Source organism: Streptomyces sp. MBT65, from assembly GCF_016612545.1.
GTDB lineage: Bacteria > Actinomycetota > Actinomycetes > Streptomycetales > Streptomycetaceae > Streptomyces.
On sequence record NZ_JAENRY010000293.1, the window covers coordinates 1 to 19,887 of the forward strand.

At 70.7% G+C, this 19,887-nt stretch carries 12 protein-coding genes and 1 pseudogene; 3 read left to right on the forward strand and 10 right to left on the reverse strand.

Features of this window, described 5'->3' with window-relative positions:
- The 3 genes and pseudogenes from JHN63_RS41260 to JHN63_RS41270 all read right to left on the reverse strand — a co-directional run.
- Positions 1–500: pseudogene (locus JHN63_RS41260) on the reverse strand (hypothetical protein); the annotation flags it as partial.
- Between the two features lie 402 nt (positions 501–902).
- A complete protein-coding gene (locus JHN63_RS41265) occupies positions 903–2,840 on the reverse strand; it encodes a glycogen debranching N-terminal domain-containing protein (protein WP_200690258.1) in 1,938 nt (645 codons plus the stop codon).
- Positions 2,837–4,342 carry a hypothetical protein gene (locus JHN63_RS41270; RefSeq protein ID WP_307782105.1) on the reverse strand — a complete coding sequence of 502 codons (1,506 nt, stop codon included), beginning with the start codon at positions 4,340–4,342 and terminating at the stop codon, positions 2,837–2,839. The genes JHN63_RS41265 and JHN63_RS41270 overlap by 4 nt, the downstream gene beginning before the upstream one ends.
- A 120-nt stretch (positions 4,343–4,462) precedes the next feature.
- On the opposite strand from JHN63_RS41270, the gene JHN63_RS41275 reads away from it, so the two are divergent.
- Both JHN63_RS41275 and ppdK read left to right on the forward strand, forming a co-directional pair.
- Positions 4,463–5,665, forward strand: a complete 1,203-nt coding sequence (locus JHN63_RS41275; protein ID WP_200690260.1) for an ROK family protein — start codon at positions 4,463–4,465, stop codon at positions 5,663–5,665.
- 417 nt (positions 5,666–6,082) lie between these two features.
- On the forward strand, positions 6,083–8,803 hold the full coding sequence (ppdK, locus tag JHN63_RS41280) for a pyruvate, phosphate dikinase (protein WP_200690261.1): 2,721 nt from the start codon (positions 6,083–6,085) through the stop codon (positions 8,801–8,803).
- A gap of 136 nt (positions 8,804–8,939) precedes the next feature.
- Here ppdK and JHN63_RS41285 read toward each other — a convergent pair whose 3' ends face one another.
- Complete coding sequence (locus tag JHN63_RS41285) at positions 8,940–9,416, reverse strand: excalibur calcium-binding domain-containing protein (protein WP_200690262.1); 477 nt, start codon at positions 9,414–9,416, stop codon at positions 8,940–8,942.
- A 173-nt stretch (positions 9,417–9,589) separates the two neighbouring features.
- Between JHN63_RS41285 and JHN63_RS41290 the strand changes: the two genes are divergently transcribed.
- Positions 9,590–10,516 carry an oxidoreductase gene (locus tag JHN63_RS41290; protein ID WP_200690263.1) on the forward strand — a complete coding sequence of 309 codons (927 nt, stop codon included), beginning with the start codon at positions 9,590–9,592 and terminating at the stop codon, positions 10,514–10,516.
- A 10-nt stretch (positions 10,517–10,526) separates the two neighbouring features.
- On the opposite strand, the gene JHN63_RS41295 is transcribed toward JHN63_RS41290, so the two are convergent.
- The 6 genes from JHN63_RS41295 to nirB form a co-directional block, all read right to left on the reverse strand.
- Positions 10,527–11,315, reverse strand: a complete 789-nt coding sequence (locus tag JHN63_RS41295; RefSeq protein ID WP_200690264.1) for an SDR family NAD(P)-dependent oxidoreductase — start codon at positions 11,313–11,315, stop codon at positions 10,527–10,529.
- Positions 11,316–11,396: 81 nt separating this feature from the next.
- On the reverse strand, positions 11,397–11,981 hold the full coding sequence (locus tag JHN63_RS41300) for a TetR/AcrR family transcriptional regulator (RefSeq protein WP_200690265.1): 585 nt from the start codon (positions 11,979–11,981) through the stop codon (positions 11,397–11,399).
- Positions 11,982–12,087: 106 nt separating this feature from the next.
- Complete coding sequence (locus tag JHN63_RS41305) at positions 12,088–16,317, reverse strand: serine protease (RefSeq protein WP_200690266.1); 4,230 nt, start codon at positions 16,315–16,317, stop codon at positions 12,088–12,090.
- On the reverse strand, positions 16,314–16,667 hold the full coding sequence (locus tag JHN63_RS41310) for a CU044_2847 family protein (RefSeq protein ID WP_307782106.1): 354 nt from the start codon (positions 16,665–16,667) through the stop codon (positions 16,314–16,316). The genes JHN63_RS41305 and JHN63_RS41310 overlap by 4 nt, the downstream gene beginning before the upstream one ends.
- A gap of 129 nt (positions 16,668–16,796) precedes the next feature.
- Entirely contained in the window at positions 16,797–17,147 is a 351-nt protein-coding gene (nirD, locus tag JHN63_RS41315) for a nitrite reductase small subunit NirD (protein WP_200690267.1), read from the reverse strand.
- Entirely contained in the window at positions 17,144–19,759 is a 2,616-nt protein-coding gene (gene nirB / locus JHN63_RS41320) for a nitrite reductase large subunit NirB (RefSeq protein WP_200690268.1), read from the reverse strand. Before nirB ends, nirD begins: the two co-directional genes overlap by 4 nt.
- Between the last annotated feature and the right edge of the window lie 128 nt (positions 19,760–19,887).

Genomic DNA, 19,887 nt, shown 5'->3' on the forward strand with positions numbered 1-19,887 from the left:
GTTGTGGGGGCGGCGGAGGCGTCAGCGTCGGAGCCGGTGGTCGTGGCGGGTTCGGCTGAGGTGTCCGCGGCGGTGGCGGGCTCGGTTTCGATGTCCGGGGCGCTCGCGGAGGCATTCTCGGCGGCTTCGGAGCCGGGGTCTTCAGCAGCGTCTGCGGCTTCGGTGGCGTCGGCGCCCTCGGTTGCGAGGGACTTCACGGCACCGGACGCGGTGCCGGAAGTCGCGTCGGACCCGGTCTCGGGCGCGGCTTCCGCCGTGGTTTCGGGGGACGTTTCTACGGCCCGTTCGGGCGCGGGGGCTTCGGCCTGCTCGGCCTTGGCGGCGGGCGAAGTACCGGCTTCGGCCTCGGCGTTGGCGGGGGAGTCGGCCTTGGTCCCGGCGCCCGCAGGGGAGTTGACCCGGGCCTCGGCTTCCGCCTCGGTGACTTCGGGGGTCCCGGTCTTGCTGCCGTGGCCCGCCGATGTGTTGGCTCGGGTCTCGGTACCCTCCCGAACCCCCACCTTCGCGCCTATGGAAGGGGCGGCCTCTGTCTCTGCGCCCGCCGAAAGTCCGACCTCGCTCCCCGCAGCCGTAGAACTCCCTCTGGCGGCCTCGGACTTGGGGTCGGAGCCGGCAGAAGTTCCCGGTGCTGTCTCTGCCGTCGCTGTCGCGCCGCTCGGCTTCGGGTCGTTGTTCGTGTCCGGCGGCAGTACCTCGCCATCGGCTGCCCCGGCCGTATTCGGTGTCTGGCGTGTGCTCGTGTGCTGAGGCAACCCGAAGGTCCTTCCGTGCGAGGCCCGTGATCGGAGTGGAGTGGCGGTCCGAACTGGGGAGGCAGGACCGCCGCTCTTCCGTACGAGTCGCCTCAGGCCGCTGTTCACGGAACTGGGCAAACACCCGGCAAACGGCTTATCACCGTTGCGTCACGCGCCCCCTACCGCCGTGAGCAGCGCCAGCGGAGCCGCCGCCGACCTGGACTCCCGCACACACGCGTGCGGGTACGGGACCGGCTCCGGGTGGGTGTCGCGGCCGTAGCCCGCGAGCACCTCCGGGAGGCGGTGGCCGGTCGCCGTCGCCGCGTCGACCAGCGCGTGCGCGACCGTACGGGCCTCGTCGTGCAGGCCGTAGCGGGCCAGGCCCAGCGTGATCAGCGCGTTGTCGTGCGGCCAGACCGAACCCCGGTGGTACGAGAGCGGGTGGTACGCCGCCTGTCCGGAGGCGAGCGTGCGGACTCCCCAGCCCGAGAAGAAGTCCGGTGCCAGCAGCCTGCGGCCGACCAGCTCGCCGTACTCCTTGTCGAGGAGACCGGACCACAGCAGATGGCCCGCGTCCGACGCCAGCGCGTCCACCTGCCGGCCCTCGCCGTCGAGCGCCAGCGCCGGGAAGGAGTGCTCCCGCATCCAGAAGTCCCGCTGGAAACGGTCCCGCAGGTCCGCCGCGGCCTGTTCCAGGAGCGCCGCGTACGTCTCGTCCTCCCACACCGTCCGCGCCACCCACGCCGTGCGGCGCAGCGCGTCGTACGCGTACCCCTGCGCCCCCGCCGCCATCACCGGACCACTCGCCCGCGTCCCGTCGGCGCCGCAGATCGCGCCGGGGGAGTCCTTCCAGTTCTGGTTGGCCAGGCCGCCCTGGTCGGCGCGGTAGACCAGATAGCCGCGCGAGGTGAGGCCGCCGTGGTCCAGCATCCAGCCGATCGCCGCACGGGCGTTGGGCTCCAGACGGCGGGCCAGCGCCGTGTCGCCGGTCTGCTCGACGTACGCGCCCAGCAGCACCAGGAACAGCGGCGTCGCGTCCACCGAGCCGTAGTAACGCCCGTACGGCACCTGCCCGAAGTGCGCCAACTCGCCGTGCCGCACCTCGTGCACGATCTTGCCGGGCTGCGACACCGACTCGGGGCCCACCGCCGTCGCCTGGGTCGCGGCCAGCGCCGGCAGCGTGGCGGCGGCCAGTTGGGGGCGGTAGGGGAGGGCGAAGAGCGACGTGAGGAGTGCGTCCCTGCCCAGGAGGGTCAGGAACCACGGGGCTCCCGCCGCCGGGACCCGCAACTCCTCGCCGTCCGGGCCCGTCGCCGGTACCTGGAGCGAGGCCAGGTCCGACAGGCCCCGGGCGCAGGCCGCGGCCAACTCCGGCCAGCCGGTGGGGAAGGAGACGCCCTGGACGTACTCGCCCTCCAGCGCGAGGAGTTGGTCGTTCAGGGCGGACGGTGAGCGCGGTACCCGCAGGGCGCGCTTGTCGCCGTGCGGGCGGGCCATCACGCGCAGCGCCAACTCGGCGGTGCCGTGCGGTTCCAGGTCCAGGGTCCACACCATGCGGCGGGCGCCGGTGCCCGTCTCCTCGACGCCGTCGGGGGCCGGTTCGGCCGTGACCGTCGTACAAGAGCGCCATTCGCCGCGCTGGTAGGCGAACTCCACGCCGTCCTCGAGGACTTGGCGGGAGCGGGTGGCTCCGATCTTCGCGTAGGTGCGGTAGTCCGAGCGGAGTTCGAACTGGTCCGTGAAGTCGGCGTCCGCGGTGACCGCGAGCCGGACCGTCGTCGGCACCGGGCGGTTGCTGGTCACCTTCAGCGATTCGACGAACGCGCCGTCGCCCACGGCCTGTTCACGGAAGAGCGTGTGCGCCGGCGGCTCCTGGCGACCGCCGCGCGGGACCAGGACACAGCGCGCCATGTCCCCGTCGGCCACCGGCGTCAGCGCCTCCGGCACCGCGCCGTCGACCGTCAACTGCCAACGGCTCAGGTGCCGGGCGTCCCGTACGAATAACCCGTCCGGGGAACTGCCGCCCCGTACGCCGCTGATGTCCCCGCCGTCGCCCACGGCTGCGAACGTCCCGCCGTGCACAAGCAGATGGTGTCGGTCCGTCATCCCCGGTCCCCTCCCTTGACTCTCTTGGCGCCCTTGACTTCTGTGCCGTTCACTTCTGTGCCACTCATGCCGAACGTGCCGAGACCCGTGCCGGACACGCCGTGTCCGGGGGGCTCGTGAAGCAGATCGAGGGTCAGCGCGGCGGTCCAGCTGAAGCCGGTCGCGCCGCACGCCTCGCCGTCGTACGGGTCGACGTACTCGGCGAAGTCGGTGGCGGCCGCCGTCTCCAGGACCGCCTCGCGCAGGGCGTCCGCCCGCTGCCGCTCGCCGTGCAGCCGCAGGCCGCGCTCCAGCAGCCAGCTCGTGTTGAACCAGGCCGGGCCGCGCCAGTACCGGTGCGGATCGAAGGCCTCGCCCAACAGGTCGTAGCTGGGCGGGAGTTCGGTGCTGTCGCCGAGACCGAAGTGCGGGCCGGACGCCGTACGGACGAGGGCCGTGACGATGTCCCGGGGCAGGTCGGGGAGGAGCAGCGGGATCAGGCCGGAGACGCTGCGCTCGGGGATCAGGGCGCCGGTGAGGGGCCGGTGTCCCGCGTCCTGCGTCTCGCCGCGCACGTCGCGGCAGAAGAACATGCCCTCCGCCGGGTCCCACAGCCGCTCGATCAGGACCCCGGTCAGCCGCTCCGCGCGGGCGTGCCGGGCCGTGCCCGTCGCGCCCAACTCCCGTGCGATACGGGCCAGTGCGTGCTCGGAGGCGATGAGCAGGGCGTTGAAGGACGGGTCCTCCACCGCGAACTCGCTTGCCCCGTCGGCGTATTGGCCGTCCCGGTAGTCCGTCGCCAGGCGCACGTAACGGCCGTAGTCGAGGTCCGTGGGCCGGTCCTCGGCCGCTCCGTGGTCGAGGTCGGCGCGGCGGAAGGACCGGGCCGGGGCGGGTGTGATCCGGCTCAACGGGGCGTCCCAGCAAGGGCTGTTGTCCATACCCTGTTCCCAGGGGTGCACGACGGACGCGAGCCCGCCCCCGCCGAGATCGCGCCGGTGCAGCAGATAGCGGTGCCAGGCGGCCAGCTTGGGGTAGACACCGGCGAGGAAGCCGCGTGCGCGGGACAGGCCCGGGTCCGCGCAGTGCACCAGCCAGGCGGCGAGCGCGTGCACCGGTGGCTGCACGATGCCCGAGGTCTGTACGGTGCGCGGGGCGCCCGCGCTGTGCCCCGCGGTCGAGGAGCGCCAGAAGTCGGGGCTCGGGAAGTACGCGTCGAGCGGTACGGAGGGGTTGAAGACGATGTGCGGGATACGGCCGTCGCCCCACTGGGCGGCGAGCAGCGTCTCCAGCTCCGTCTGGGCCCGCAGCGGCGAGAGGTGCCGCAGACCGATCGCGATGAACGCGGAGTCCCAGGACCACTGGTGCGGATACAGACCACGGGAGGGGACCGTTGAGGTTCCCGTCCAGTTCCCCTCGAGGACGGCAGCCGCCCTGAGGTGCAGCGAACCTGACAAGGACGGCGGATCGTATACGAGGTGGTGCTCCACTGGGAGGGCTGTGAGCTGGGCAGTGCGATCCACTCGGGACTCCACGAAACACGTCGTGCCGACCGGTTCGGTCATGGCTACCGTAGGGTTACGTCTATTTAACACGCAAAACTCAATATGTAATGCAGGGTTGAGAAACACAAGGGGGTGCGCATGACGGGAAGAGGTCAAGGGAGCGCCGGAGATCTGCTCGAACTGGTGCGCACCGGGCGCGCCACGACCCGAGGCGCCCTCCAGCAAGTGACCGGACTCTCCCGCGCGACCGTCGGCCAGCGCCTGGACCGGCTGTTCCGCGCGGGCTGGCTGCGCGAGGGCGCGGGCGGTCCGGTGGACTCCCCGCTGGGCGGTCGCCCCTCGATCACTCTCGAATTCGACGACGCTCATGCCGTGGTCCTCGCGGCGGACCTGGACACCCGGCACGCGCGCGCGTGCGTCCTCTCGCTCACCGGCGAGATCCTCGCGGAGCACGGCGGCACGCTCGTCATCGAGGACGGCCCGGACGTCGTACTGGGTGAACTCGGCCGCTGGTTCGCCGAGTTGCTGGAGAAGGCCGGGCATCGGGCGTCCGAGGTCTGCGGGATCGGGCTCGCGGTCCCCGGCCCGGTCGACACCGACACCGGCCGCGTCGTCCAGCCGCCGATGATGCCCGGCTGGGACGGCTACGACATAAGAGGCCGCCTGGCCCGCGCCTTCACGGAACACACCGGCGCCCCCCGCGTACCGGTCCTCGTCGACAACGACGCCAACCTCATGGCCTACGGCGAACAGCGCACCGGACACCCCGACTGCGGGGCCTTCGTCCTGGTCAAGGTCTCGACCGGTATCGGCGCCGGGGTCGTCGTCGGCGGCTCCATCTTCCGGGGGATCGACGGCGGCGCCGGCGACATCGGCCACATCCGGATCCCGGCGGGCGCGCAGGCGCTGTGCCGCTGCGGGTCCTACGGCTGTCTCGCCGCCGTGGCGAGCGGTGGCGCGGTGGCGCGGCGGCTGGCCGAGACCGGGGTGCCGGCCGCGTCCGGCTCGGACGTACGGGACCTGCTGGCGTCGGGGCATCCGGGAGCGGCCGCGTTCGCCCGCGAGGCGGGACGGCAGGTCGGTGACGTCCTGGCGACCGTGGTGACGCTGCTCAACCCCGGGGTGCTGATGATCGCGGGGGACCTGGCCGGGACCTCCTTCCTCACGGGCGTACGCGAGCTGCTGTACCAGCGGGCGCTGCCGCGCTCCACCGCTCATCTGCACGTACTGACCTCGCGGCTCGGCGAGCGGGCCGGTCTGGTGGGGGCGGGGGCGCTGGTCGTGGAGCACCTGTACGCGCCGGAGCGGGTCGAGGAGCGGCTGCTCGCGCTGGGCATGTGACGTTCGCGTTTCCGCCCGGAGACTCGTCCGGCGGCCGTCCGCATGGTGAAATCCGGCCGGGTGTGGAAGCGTGATTCTCACCACCTTTGATAGGGGTGGCGCTCAGGTGAGCGGATCTTGCGCGGCTGCACTTCTCCAAGGGGTGGCACTCCGTGCCACCCCTTGATCGTTCATCGATCGAAATCAGGCGAGCGCGCAACCCGCTCAGGTGAGCGGAAAATGCCGCAGATGGGCCCGGTCGCGTTCAAGAAGTGAAAACACTCGGCGGTGTTCGCTTGCCGAGCCTTGACTTTCGATCCGCTGGCGGACGACTGGTTACGGACGCATGACATGCAAGTGGACGTACCCAGGCGCCTTCGATCTGGGTATGTTCCTGGCCGTCAGGGCAGCCACCCGCGTCCCGAGGAGTCGAGACCCGTGTCGGAAAACAAAGAACCCCACGTAGCGAAGTTCGTCTACGACTTCACCGAGGGAAACAAGGACCTCAAGGACCTTCTCGGCGGCAAGGGTGCCAACCTCGCCGAGATGACCAACCTGGGCCTTCCCGTGCCCCCCGGCTTCACCATCACCACCGAGGCGTGCAAGACCTACCTCGACAGTGGCGAGGAGCCGGCGGCACTGCGTGACGAGGTGAGTGCACACCTCGACGCGCTCGAGTCGACGATGGGCAAGCAGCTCGGGCAGGCCGACGACCCCCTCCTCGTTTCGGTCCGTTCCGGGGCGAAGTTCTCCATGCCCGGCATGATGGACACCGTCCTGAACATCGGCCTCTCCGACAAGTCCGTGCAGGGCCTGGCGAAGCAGGCCGGCGACGAGCGCTTCGCGTGGGACTCGTACCGCCGCCTCATCCAGATGTTCGGGAAGACCGTCCTCGGCGTCGACGGCGACCTCTTCGAGGAGGCCCTCGACAAGGCCAAGGAGACCAAGAAGGTCACGGTCGACACCGAGCTGGACGCGGCCGACCTGAAGAAGCTGGTCACCCGCTTCAAGCGGATCGTCAAGGCCGAGGCGGGCCGCGACTTCCCGCAGGACCCGCGCGAGCAGATGGACCTCGCCATCCACGCGGTCTTCGACTCCTGGAACACCGACCGCGCCAAGCTGTACCGCCGCCAGGAACGCATCCCGCACGACCTCGGCACCGCCGTCAACGTCTGCTCGATGGTCTTCGGCAACCTCGGCCCCGACTCGGGCACCGGTGTCGCCTTCACCCGCGACCCGGCCAGCGGCCACCAGGGCGTCTACGGCGATTACTTGCAGAACGCGCAGGGCGAGGACGTGGTCGCGGGCATCCGAAACACCGTGCCGCTCGCGGAACTTGAGCAGATCGACAAGGCGTCGTACGACCAGCTCATGCAGATCATGAAGACCCTGGAGAACCACTACAAGGATCTTTGCGACATCGAATTCACCATCGAGCGCGGGCAGTTGTGGATGCTCCAGACGCGGGTGGGGAAGCGGACGGCGGGTGCGGCTTTCCGGATCGCGACCCAACTCGTCGACCAGGGGCTGATCGACGAGGCGGAGGCCCTCCAGCGGGTCACCGGCGCCCAGTTGGCGCAGCTGATGTTCCCGCGCTTCGACGAGGACGCGAAGGTCCAGCAGGTCGGCCGGGGCATCGCGGCCTCGCCGGGCGCTGCGGTCGGCAAGGCGGTCTTCGACTCGTACACGGCGGTGAAGTGGTCGCGTTCGGGCGAGAAGGTGATCCTGGTCCGCCGCGAGACCAACCCCGACGACCTCGACGGCATGATCGCGGCCGAGGGCATCCTGACGTCCCGTGGCGGCAAGACATCCCATGCGGCCGTCGTGGCGCGGGGCATGGGCAAGACCTGTGTGTGCGGTGCCGAGGAGTTGGAGGTCGACACCAAGCGGCGCCGGATGGTCGTGCCGGGTGGGCATGTGGTGGAGGAGGGCGACGTGATCTCCATCGACGGGTCCAGCGGCAAGGTGTACCTCGGTGAGGTTCCGGTCGTCCCGTCCCCCGTCGTCGAGTACTTCGAGGGCCGTATGCACGCGGGCGCCGACGACGCCGACGAGTTGGTCGAGGCGGTGCACCGGATCATCGGGTACGCCGACCGCGTACGCCGGTTGCGGGTGCGCGCCAACGCGGACAACGCCGAGGACGCGCTGCGCGCCCGCCGCTTCGGCGCGCAGGGCATCGGGCTGTGCCGTACGGAGCACATGTTCCTCGGCGACCGCCGGGAGTTGGTGGAACGCCTGATCCTGGCCGACACGGACACCGAGCGCGAGGAGTCCCTCAAGGCGCTTCTCCCGCTCCAGAAGGCGGACTTCGTCGAGCTGTTCAAGGCGATGGACGGACTCCCGGTCACCGTCCGCCTGTTGGACCCGCCGCTGCATGAATTCCTCCCGGACATCACGGAGTTGTCGGTCCGCGTGGCGCTGGCGGAGTCGCGCCAGGAGTCCCACGAGAACGACCTGCGGCTGCTCCAGGCGGTCCACCGTCTGCACGAGCAGAACCCGATGCTGGGTCTGCGGGGCGTACGCCTGGGCCTGGTCATCCCCGGCCTGTTCACCATGCAGGTACGGGCGATCGCCGAGGCCGCGGCCGAGCGCAAGGCGGCGAAGGGCGACCCGCGCGCGGAGATCATGATCCCCCTCGTCGGCACGGTCCAGGAGCTGGAGATCGTCCGCGAGGAGGCCGACCAGGTCATCGCCGAGGTGGAGGCCGCGACGGGCACGTCCCTGAAGCTGTCCATCGGCACGATGATCGAACTCCCGCGCGCCGCGCTGACGGCGGGCCAGATCGCGGAGGCGGCGGAGTTCTTCTCCTTCGGCACGAACGACCTCACCCAGACGGTGTGGGGCTTCAGCCGCGACGACGTGGAAGCCTCGTTCTTCACGGCCTACCTGGAGAAGGGCATCTTCGGCGTCAGCCCCTTCGAGACCATCGACCGCGACGGCGTCGGCTCCCTGGTGAAGCTCGCGGCGAAGGCGGGCCGCGAGACCCGCCCGGACCTCAAGCTCGGCGTCTGCGGCGAACACGGCGGCGACCCCGAGTCGGTCCACTTCTTCCACGAGGTCGGACTGGACTACGTCTCCTGCTCGCCGTTCCGGATCCCGGTGGCGCGGCTCGAGGCGGGACGGGCGGCCTGTGCGGCGCAGGGGAGCGACCACCGCTGACGGACCCCGGGACAGCCGTCGGTCACCCTGACCCTCACCGACGCGACGGCGGTTCCGGATCACGAGGAGAGGGGCGGCACCCGTGCGGGGATGCCGCCCCTCTCCGCTGCCGTCTGCTGTTGCCTGCCGTCCGCCGTCACTCGCAGGCGACGCCGTCCCCGTCCCGGTCGAGGTGGGAGTCGTAGCCCGGATCGCCCCGGTGGAGCGGCGTGACGCCGGCGGCGCGGGCGGCGGTGCAGTTCGTGTAGTAGGTGCTGCCGCCGCCGGAGCCGCTGTCGTCGGAACCGGAACCGTTGTCCACGGCGGCCTCGGCGGTGACCGTCTTCGTGACCTTGACGGTCTTCGTCGTCGTGACCGTGGGCGCGGGCGCCGGGGCGGCCGTCTCCGTCGTGGTCGCGGTGACCGTCATCGTCGGCCGGGGACTGGCGGCGGCGGGCATCGCGTCGGCCGCCGTGTCCTTCTTCGGGTCCTGGCCGGAGGCACCGATTCCGACGCCGACGAAGAGGGTCAGCGCGAGGGCGGGGAGCACATAGCGCTTGCGGGCCCAGCGGGGCGCGGGCCGGACGGGCTGGGGCGCCGGTGGCATGGGTGGCATCGCGTACGGATGGGTCATCTCGTCCCCCTGTGTCTGGTGTGGCATGGAACGTAATGCCCCGGCGGAACATGTGAAGGAGGAGTGACCAAGCTGTGATGGTCACGTCACTCGGTGTGCGGGGAGCGGGCCCGGTCCGGCTCTCGTACGCTCTTCGTACGCCGGGAGTCAGGCGTCGACGGAGGGAGCCGCCCATGTCCGGCTGGAACGAGAAGGCCGTCCCCGACCAGCGCGGCCGGGTCGCCGTCGTCACCGGGGCCAACAGCGGTCTCGGCTACGTCACCGCCCGCGAGCTGGCCCGCAAGGGCGCCCGGGTCGTGCTCGCCTGCCGGAGCGCGGTGCGGGGGAACGAGGCCGCCGACCGGATCGTGGCCGAAGTGCCGGGCGCCGAGGCCCAGTTCGGACGGCTGGACCTCGGGGACCTGTCCTCCGTAAGGGAGTTCGCGGCCACGTTCCCGTACGAGCGGCTCGATCTGCTCGTCAACAATGCGGGGGTCATGGCGATGCCGTACGGCACGACGGTGGACGGCTTCGAGACGCACTTCGGGGTCAACCACCTCGGGCACTTCGCGCTCACCGGGCTGCTGCTGCCGGCCCTGCTCGACGCGCCCGACGCGCGGATCGTCACGCTCTCCAGCTTCATGCACGCGCTCGCCAACATCGACATCGACGACCTCAACAGCGAGCGCCGGTACAGCCGTTGGACCGCCTACGCCCGTTCCAAGACCGCCAACCTCCTCTTCACGCACGAGGTGGCGCGGCGGCTCGCGGCGGCCGGTTCGGGGGTGGTCGCGACCGCCGCCCACCCCGGGTACGCCGCCACCAACCTCCAGACCGCCGGGCCCCAGGCGGAGGGGCGCAGGGGCGCGGAACGGCTCATGGAACTCGGCAACCGGATCTTCGCCCAGTCGGCGGAGGCCGGCGCACTGCCCTCCCTCTACGCCGCCACGGCCCCCGACGTCCGCCCCGACTCCTTCTTCGGGCCCCGCGTCGCGATGTGGCGCGGGGCGCCGGCACCGTCCTGGCGGACACCGTGGACCCGCAACGACGCGATGGGGCAACGCCTTTGGGCGGCCTCGGAAGAGCTGACGGGGGTTGTGTACGGGCAACTCAAGGTATGAGAGCGGAGGTTCACGCAGTGGCTCCGCTGTCCACCACCAAGTCCGTACCCACCACCGACCCCGCGTCGTCCGAGGCCAGGTAGAGGACAGCGGCCGCGACTTCGGCCGTGGCGGAGATACGGCCGAGGGGGAGCCCGGCCTTCGCGCGTTCGGCGCGTTCGGCCGGTGTCTCGCCGGGGCGCAGGGACATGGGGGTGTCGGTGGGGCCGGGGCTGACCACGTTGATACGGACGCCCTCGCGGATGTGGTCCACGGCGGCACCCTTGCTGAGTACGGTGACCGCGGCCTTGGAGGCGGCGTAGGCGGCGGCTCCCGGGCTGCTCGTGTGCACGCCGAAGGTGGAGGCCACGTTGACGATCGCGCCGCCGGAGGGCTGGGCGCGCATGTGCCGGATCTCCGCTTGGAGCGCGAGGAACACGCCGGTGACGTTGATGTCGAGCTGTGTGCGCCAGTCCTCCTCGGTGAGGTCGGCGAGGGGCTGTCCGCCGCGGAAGACCCCCGCGTTGTTGACGGCCACGTCGAGCGAGCCGTACCGGTCGACGGCAGCCCGGACCAGGGCGTGGGCATCGACGGCCTTCGACACGTCGGCGCTCACCGCGAGGGCCTTCCCGCCCCCGGCCTCGATGAGGGCGACGGTCTCGTCGAGCGGTTCCCGCCGCCGCCCGGCGACGACGACGTTCGCCCCCTCGGCGCCGAACGCGAGGGCGATGCCACGGCCGATCCCGGAGCCGGCGCCGGTGACGAGGGCCGTCCGGCCGGTGAAGCGAGCCGTCTTGCCTGTGAGGCGGGTGGTGGTCATGATCTCCCCTTTTTCTTGACCGATCGGTTCAGTATGCGGGCATAGAAAGAGCCCCTTTGAGCAAGGGGCCGACGGCGTGTGTCAGTCCAGCAGCCGCAGGGCCTGTTCCGCCGCGTCCCGCACCCGCGCCGGGTCCGCCGACGCCTTGCCGACCACCCGTAGCCCCTGCATCAGCACCAGCAGCATGCGGGCGAGGGTGAGCGGGTCGCGGTCCGCGGGCAGTTCGTCCTGCGCCTGGGCGCGGACAAGTGCCGAGTGCAGTACGGTCTCCAGCTGGTCCCAGTTGCGCTCGACGCGCCGGGTCGCGGCCGGGTCGTGCGGGGCGAGTTCGGCCGCCGTATTGGTCACCAGGCAGCCGTTCAGGCGTAGTTGGTCGTCGGCGGCCTCCGACGCGTACCGCCGCACGACCGCTCGTACGGCCGGCAGCGCGGGGCCCGGCTGGGACAACTCCCGCACGATCGGCGGGAGTCCGGCCCGGTCGTAGCGGTCCAGCGCCTTCAGGTACAGCTCGTGCTTGCTGCCGAAGGTCGCGTAGAGGCTGGCCCGGCCGATGCCCAGGTGGCCTACCAGATCGGCCATCGACGTCGCCTCGTAGCCGCGCCGCCAGAACAGTTCCAGGGCGGACTGGAGGGCGGCGTCGGGGTCGAATTCCTTGGTTCTGGCCATGGGGAGGAGAGTAGGTCTTTTTGGAATATACGGTCAAGAAAATCGTAGTAGACCCACGTTGCGGCGTTGCGGCTGCGCTTGGAGAACATCGCGAGCGGGATCACGCTCACGGGCAGATGGGCTCGGTCGGGACGGGCACGGGCTGACTGCTGCGCTCTTCCGTGCTGAGATCACTGCCGCCGAGCATCCGGCACAGGGCGTCGATCCAGTCGTCGGGCCGTAACCTCAGGGGATAGACGACGTCGGTGTTGCCGGCCCGGAGGTACAGCAGCGTCCGGCCGTCGCCGGAGGCGTCCAGGAAGTAGTACCTGGGCTGATCCGTACTCAGATCGCTGTAGGGGCCGAGGTCGTACGAGAGGTCGTAGCTCCGTTCCTCGACCCGGTAGACGCGGATCTTGTTGTTGGAGGCGATCATGTAGCGGCCCGGAGTTTTCAGGAAACCGACGGCAGCAGGGATGTCGAAGCCCGACAGCGGGCCGATCTTCCTGCGCACGGGGTCGGTGCTCCACAGCTCGATGGTCTTGCTCTTGCGCAGCACCGCGAAGTAGCGGCCGTTCGAGTCGAAGGACGCGGCGATGAGATCGGCGTGGCTCGTCCGGTACCGGGTCGTCACCCGTCCGCTCGGCAGCGCGAGGACTCGGACGTACGGGTCGTCCCGAACGACGACGGTCACCCGGTCGGGAGCCGGGTAGCCATTGATGTCGTAGTCCGGGAAGTCCTTGCCCTTCTGCGCTGCGACCGTGCGTCCCAGGACGTTGAGGTCGTAGTCGTCGACGGCGTGCCCCGTTCTTGCGTCCCAGCGCTGGAGCGTCGCACCAGCGAGCGTGACGAGGTGGCCATAGCCGTCGAAGAAGTACCTGAGAGCCGGTTGGAGACGGCTGTTTGCGAGAGTGGGCGGCATGGCGGTGGTGATCACGGCCAGCCGTCGCAGTGACGCGGTCTCCCGTACCACCACGGTGTTCACGCCCTCACGGTGGGCCAGCAGGGTGGCGTGCTCGCCGAAGGCGACCAAATCGTCGGCTTCCCAGTAGGGCTTGAGGCGGGGTGCCTCGGCGAGGATGTCGGAGTCCAGGCTCGCCGACCTGAGCTGGATGGATCTCCCGCCTGTCGGCACCGTGACGATCCTTTGGCCGTCAGGGGTCAGGTCGATGTGCTGCATGTCCTGCGCGGGGACGGCCGACGTCTGGACGGCAAAGATCCCCGAGCCGTTACCGGTGATGAGCACCGGCTTCGTCGCGGGTCCCACGAGCCGGGCGTAGGACACCACGGACGTGCCTCCGTCGTCCGGCTCCTCGAACTTCGAGAGGAGCCTGCCGCGCGGCAGGTCGACCAGCGTCTTGGTGGTGATACCCAAGACGAGTTGATGGCCTTTCGGACCGAGCGTGACCGGGTCGCAACCGGTGGAATCCGGGTTCTCGTACCGGCCCAGCGTGCTGCCGTCGGGGATCCGCAGTCCCGTGTAGACGCCCTGCTTGTCCCCGTCGCCCTTCGTTTCGGGGCGGCAGATCGCCACGGCACGTCCGTCGCCCGAGACCACGGCGCTTTCGAAGGAGGCGGCGATGACGCGGACCTTGCTCGAACGGCGGTCAACGACCATCAGCCGTTGCGTGTAGTCAGCCATCTCGGCAAGCACGACAAGTGTGTCGTCGTCCGGCCCGAACCACACACCCCGTACCTCCCCGCCCCTCACCTGGGGCAGCCAGATCCGGCCTCCGAGGGCGCCGCGCTCCAGATCCCACCACGCCACGCTCATCCCGCTGCCCGCCGCCAACAGGTGTCCGTCGTAAGAGAGTTGCGCGAACGGCGTGTTGTACAGGGCTTTCGTCAACTCCGGCGCCGAACTGACCAGTTGACGGGGTTCGCCCACCAGCGAGTGGGCGTCCGGGTGGACGTTGAACCAGACGACTCCGTCGCCCCCGACGTACCCGACCCTGCTGCCGTCTCCCGAGACCAGTGGATTCATGGCGTACTGCGGCCCGTTGAGCTGCACCTTGCGTACCGTCCCGCCGAGCGCGTGGACGAAGAGTGTCGCCCGTCCCGCGGGTGTACGGGCGAGTATCACGTCGCCGTCCAGGCTGGCCCGGAAGTCCTCGACCTCGTCCAGCGTCCCGGACAGGATCCGGGTGGTGGCCCGGTACTGGGCGTAGTACCGCAGCAGTGTGTTCTTGGCCTCGTCCGTCGGTGACGTGCGGTAGGCCGCCAGCGCCAACTTGACCGCCAGGGCCGGATCCTGGAGCCGCTGGTCGGCCGAAAGGCTCGCCAGGGCACGGGAGTTCGCGGCGGCGTGCTGCTCCGCGCTGACCTCGCGCTGATATCCGAAGAGCGCGCCGAGGACCAGCGCCAGCACGGAGATCAGCCCGAGCACCGAGAACAGACCGCGCCGCCTCCGTACGGCCGACCGGCGCCGGCGGCGGCCCTGTTCCAGGAACTCCCGCTCGGGCCCGCCGATGTCGTCGGCGCGTGCCCCGAGCCAGCGTTGCCCGGTGGCCAAGGTCACCGCCGCGGGGAGCAGTTCGGCCGGTTTCCCGGCGTCCCGCCAGCGGTCCATGTCGAGGCGTACGGTCTCGCGCCAGGCGAGGAACTCGTGGTCCTCGGCCACCCATCCGGCCAGCTTCGGCCAGCCGGTGATCAGCGCCTCGTGGGCGAGCTCGACGCTCTCCCCGCCGCCGGCGACCAGCAGTCGGGTGGCCGCTAGCCGCTGGGCGATCTCCCATTCGCCGGGGGCGAGTTCGGAGCGGACCGCCGGTCGGCGGGCGACCGCTCCCGACCCGGCCACCGGGACCCGGACCAGCCGGGTGAACAGCCGGCGGGCGGCCGGTTCGTCCGCCTCCCGCACGTTCTCCGCCCAGACCCGCTCCGCCTCGCCGCGCAGGGCGCCGGTGACACCCTCGGTCCGCTCGTACGCCTCGTGGGTCAGCCGGCCGTGCACGGTCTGTTCGCGCCACAACAGGTCCAGAGCCATGACGAGCAGCGGCAGGGCGCCCGGCGCGTCGCCTGTGTCCCGCAGGATCCGGTCGGCCAGTCCGCCGTCGTAGGACACCTGCGGGGTGTCGTCCACGGGCCGGTCGATCACCTCGCGGAGTTGCTCGTGGTCCATCGGCCGCAGTGCGTGGATGCGTTGTTTGACCAGTGGACCGAGGGAGGGGTCGGCCAGCGCCGGTTCCAGGAAGTCCGCGCGCAGGGTGATCAGGACGCGCAGTTGCTCGGGCGCGCTCTCGCCGGACAGGAGCCGGGTCACTGCGGCGATCTCTTCCGGCGGGACGGCGAGGGCCTCTTCGCACTGGTCGACGACCAGCAGCAGGCGCCGGCGGCCCCCGGTCCGCAGTGCGGCCGTCACCGCCGAGTGCAGCGCGGACCTGCCTCCGCTTTCCAGGACGCCCGCCAGTTTGTGGGTCCTGTCCTGCCGGTCCACTTCGGGCAGACCGGGTTCCAGCAGCGGAAGGAGGGCGTCGGCGAGCGCGGTCAACGGGCTGCCGTGGGAGGAGGCCGGGCGCAGTACCACGGCTTCGTACCCGTTCTTCCGCAGTCGGGGGACGACACCCGCCATGGCCAGCGAGGACTTCCCGGAGCCGGACGGCCCGACCAGGGTGACCACCTCGTGCTTGCGCACCAGGTCGGCCACCTGCGCGGTCTCCTCCTCGCGGCCGAAGAAGTACCGCGCGTCGGCCTCGCCGAACGCGGCCAGCGGACGGAACGGCGACTCCGGAACGGTCGGCAGCTCCAACTCCGGCCAGGGAAGCAGCAGTTCGTCGGCCGGGATGAGATAGGCCGCGGCGGGCTCCTTCGTCTCGGCCGCCACCACCATGCCGACGACACCGGCCAGCCGGTCGTCCCAGACGGGCCCGCCGCTGAATCCGCCCGAGACCCGGTAGCCGTGCGGGGAGGTCATCTCGGTCTGGATCCAGCCGTCGCCCTGTCGGTCGAGGAGCCGGCCCGAGTGCCACACCCCCTCGCCGCGCCCGACCGGGAACCCGAAGGCGCGCATCGGGTGGTGCCATACCTCGGCCGCCCGTACCAGGCGGACCGGCCGCGCACCGGGCAGTGGTCCGTCCAGTCGCAGTACGGCGATGTCCTGTGCGCCCGCCCAATGGTGCACGCGCGCGGTCACCGACGCCCGGGTACCGCTCAGCGGCAGATCGAGGCGGATTCGGGCGTCGTGCGGAGGCCGTTCGTCCTTCGGCGTGCCGAGCGCCGCGGTGACGACATGGGCGCAGGTGAAGGCCAGTTCGCCGGTGACCAGGAAGCCCGCACCGACGGGGAGGTCGCGCGGACCCCAGATCCGTAGGACGGCGGTGTCGAGATTCCGGGGCCCGACCTCCGTGCTCGCCCCGCTCATCCCTGGGCTGCGTCGTCCGGCCGGGTGCGCCGCCACACCAGCGACACCGAGAAGTTGGCCGCCGCCGCAGTGCTGGTTATCAGCGCGTCGGCCTCGGCGGTCAGGGTGACCCCGAACGCCAGCGCGATCTCGTCCGGCGGCTGCGCGATGTCCCGGAAACTCCCGACGAACGTCTCCGCCACCGGCCGTACCGATCGCAGCATGTCCCCGAGCGACCGCGAGGCCCGTGCCACCACCTGCCCCGGCCGGGCGACCTGTTGGATGCCCTCGTCGACCTCACGGACCTCGACCTTCACCACGTCCGCCTCGCCAGGACCGACAGGTAACTCCACCACATACATGCCGTGCATCCCCCGTATCGCGTACCCCACAAGGATCTGGCGAGTGATGGTAGCGGCAATCGAGGGTCGGGCAAGCCGTGGCAAGTCCCGGCGAACACAGGTCAGTTGACCTGATGGATCAGGTCGCGGAGACGCCTTCTACGAGGCCCGCACCTCGTACGTCGCCACCCGCACCGACGCGTCGTCCAGGCACTCCCCGGAGATCAGGTCGAAGCGCTGCTTGAGCAGCGGCGAGGCGACGAACGGGCGGCCCTGGTGGGTGCCGGTCAGGCCGCGGGAGAGGACGGCCGCGCCGTTGAAGGGGTCGCGGTTGTCGATGCCGTAGAGGATGCCCGCGCGGTCGCGGAACAGGGCGACCTGGCGGCCGTCGGGGAGCAGGGCCGCGACGCCGCGGCCGGGGGTGAGCCGGTTCAGGTCGCAGACCGTGAACCAGCCGTCGGCGAGCTGGAGTTGGACCTTCAGGTCGGTCGTCTCGGGAGCCAGGGTCATCGCTGGGCGCTTCCTTCCAGGACGTCTGCGGGCTGCTGGGGCCGCATGCCGATGGTCAGCAGGGGCAGGTCGGGCTTGATCTGGTCGCGCTCGGCGACGAAGCCGACGACGGGGTCGGGGGTGTCGGGCGCGTTCACGAAGGACACGAACCGGTCCAGTTTCTCGGGGTCGTTGATGGTCTCGGCCCACTCGTCGCGGTACCCGGCGACATGCGCCGCCATCAGCGACTCCAACTCAGAGCAGATACCGAGCGAGTCCCTGACGACCACGTCCCGCACATGGTCGAGGCCGCCCGGAATCCGCTCCAGCCACACGCTCGTGCGCTCAAGCCGGTCGGCCGTACGGATGTAGAACATGAGGAACCGGTCGATCAGGCGCACCAGTTCGGCATCGGAGAGGTCCTGGGCGAAGAGGTCCGCGTGGCGCGGGGTCGCGCCGCCGTTGCCGCCGACGTACAGGTTCCAGCCGTTGGCCGTCGCGATGATCCCGAAGTCCTTCGACTGGGCCTCGGCGCACTCGCGGGCGCAGCCGGAGACCGCCGACTTGAGCTTGTGCGGCGAGCGCAGGCCCCGGTAGCGCAGCTCCAGGTCGATCGCCATCCGCACCGAGTCCTGGACGCCGTAGCGGCACCAGGTCTGGCCGACGCAGGACTTCACCGTGCGCAGGGCCTTGCCGTACGCGTGGCCCGACTCGAAGCCGGCGTCCACCAACCTCGCCCAGATCAGCGGGAGTTGCTCCACCCGGGCGCCGAAGAGGTCGATGCGCTGGCCGCCGGTGATCTTCGTGTAGAGGCCGAAGTCCCGTGCCACCTCGCCGATCACGATGAGTTTCTCGGGGGTGATCTCGCCGCCGGGGATGCGCGGCACGATCGAATAGGAGCCGTTCTTCTGGAGGTTGGCGAGGAAGTGGTCGTTGCTGTCCTGGAGGGCCGCCTGTTCGCCGTCCAGCACATAGCCGCTCGCGCCGATCGTCGGGGCGAGGGACGCGATGATCGAGGCGACCGTCGGCTTGCAGGTCTCGCAGCCGTCGCCGCCCCGGGCGCCCTCACGGCCGTAGCGATCCAGCAGGTCCTGGTAGGAGTTGATCCGCAGCGCGAGGGCGATCTCGTACAACTCCTCGCGGGTCTGCGCGAAGCAGCCGCACAGGCCCTTGTCGACCTCGACGCCGTTCGCCTCCAGTTCGGAGGTGACCAGCTGGCCGAGCACCTTGACGCAACTCCCGCAGCCCGTACCGGCCTTGGTGCACTTCTTCACCTCCGGCACGCTCGTGCAGGAGTGGTCCGTCACCGCGCCGCGGATCGCGCCCTTGGTCACGTTGTGGCAGGAGCAGATGACGGCCGCGTCGGGCAGCGCGGACGGCCCGAGCTGGACGGCGCCCCCGGAACCGGCCGGCAGCACCAACTGCTCGGGAGAGACGGGCGGTACGGACCCGGTGAACGCGCGCAGCGTGCCGTACGCGTCCGCGTCGCCGACCAGGATGCCGCCCAGCAGCTCGCCGCCCCGGCCGATCACCAGCTTCTTGTACGTGCCCGTCCGCGCGTCGGAGTAGACGACGTCGAGGCAGTCCGCGGTGGCGCCGTGCGCGTCGCCGAAGGACGCCACGTCCACGCCGAGCAGCTTCAGCTTGGTCGACAAGTCCGCGCCGGTGAACGCCGATTCGTCCTGGGCGATGGTCGCCGCGGCCGTCTCGGCCTGCTCATAGCCCGGGGCCACCAGGCCGTACACCCGGCCGTCCGCGGCCAGCGCGCACTCGCCGATCGCGAACACCTGCGGGTCGGTGACCGTACGGCACTGCTCGTCGACCGCGATACCGCCACGCTCGCCGACCGACAGGCCTGATTCCCGGGCGAGTTGGTCGCGGGGGCGGACACCGGCGCTGAACACCACCATGTCCGTGGCGAGTTCGGAACCGTCCGACAGCTTCATGCCGGTGACCGCGCCGTCCGGACCGGCCAGGATCTCCTGCGTACCGGTCCCCGTGTGGACGGTGAGGCCCATGTCCTCGATGGTGCGCAGCAGGGCCGCGCCACCGCCCTCGTCGACCTGTACCGGCATCAGCCGGGGCGCGAACTCCACGATGTGCGTGGTCAGTTCGAGCCCCTTGAGCGCACCGGCGGCCTCGAGACCGAGCAGCCCGCCACCGACCACGGCACCGGTCGTGGCCCTCGACTTCGCGTACGCCTCGATCGCGAGCAGGTCGTCGATCGTGCGGTAGACGAAACAGCCCTCGGCGTCCCTGCCCGGGACCGGCGGCACGAACGGGTACGAGCCGGTGGCGAGGACGAGGGTGTCGTACTCCACCGAGAATCCAGAGCGGGCGACTACCGTCCTGCTTGCCCGGTCGATCGTCTCCGCCGGGTCGCCGATCCGCAGCTCGATCCCGTGGTCGCTGATGAACTGCGCGTCCGTGAGGGAGAGTTCCTCGGGTGTGCGGCCCGAGAAGTACGAGGTGAGCTGGACGCGGTCGTACGCCGGACGCGGCTCCTCGCACAGCACGACCACGCGGTGTGTCGCGGTCAGGCCGCGCTCGGCGAGCGCTTCGAGGAAGCGCTGACCGACCATGCCGTGGCCGACGAGCACGATGGTGGGCACCACACGCGGATTCGAGGTCATGCCCAGGAGCCTGCGACGCCGGTGTTACCCGACCGCATCCCACCTGTTTCCCGCGAGGAACGCTGCCCTCAGCGGGAGCGCGCGGGGGGTGTGAGGGTTCTGGGCGCGCGCTCCCGCTGAGGGCAGCG

Coding starts and splice junctions, on each gene's coding strand:
- JHN63_RS41285 (WP_200690262.1), bottom strand. CDS start 9,416: ATGACCCATCCGTACGCGATGCCACCCATGCCACCGGCGCCCCAGCCC.
- JHN63_RS41310 (WP_307782106.1), bottom strand. CDS start 16,667: ATGCACGGCATGTATGTGGTGGAGTTACCTGTCGGTCCTGGCGAGGCG.
- JHN63_RS41265 (WP_200690258.1), bottom strand. CDS start 2,840: ATGACGGACCGACACCATCTGCTTGTGCACGGCGGGACGTTCGCAGCC.
- nirD (WP_200690267.1), bottom strand. CDS start 17,147: ATGACCCTGGCTCCCGAGACGACCGACCTGAAGGTCCAACTCCAGCTC.
- JHN63_RS41295 (WP_200690264.1), bottom strand. CDS start 11,315: ATGACCACCACCCGCCTCACAGGCAAGACGGCTCGCTTCACCGGCCGG.
- JHN63_RS41305 (WP_200690266.1), bottom strand. CDS start 16,317: ATGAGCGGGGCGAGCACGGAGGTCGGGCCCCGGAATCTCGACACCGCC.
- JHN63_RS41290 (WP_200690263.1), top strand. CDS start 9,590: ATGTCCGGCTGGAACGAGAAGGCCGTCCCCGACCAGCGCGGCCGGGTC.
- nirB (WP_200690268.1), bottom strand. CDS start 19,759: ATGACCTCGAATCCGCGTGTGGTGCCCACCATCGTGCTCGTCGGCCAC.
- JHN63_RS41300 (WP_200690265.1), bottom strand. CDS start 11,981: ATGGCCAGAACCAAGGAATTCGACCCCGACGCCGCCCTCCAGTCCGCC.
- JHN63_RS41275 (WP_200690260.1), top strand. CDS start 4,463: ATGACGGGAAGAGGTCAAGGGAGCGCCGGAGATCTGCTCGAACTGGTG.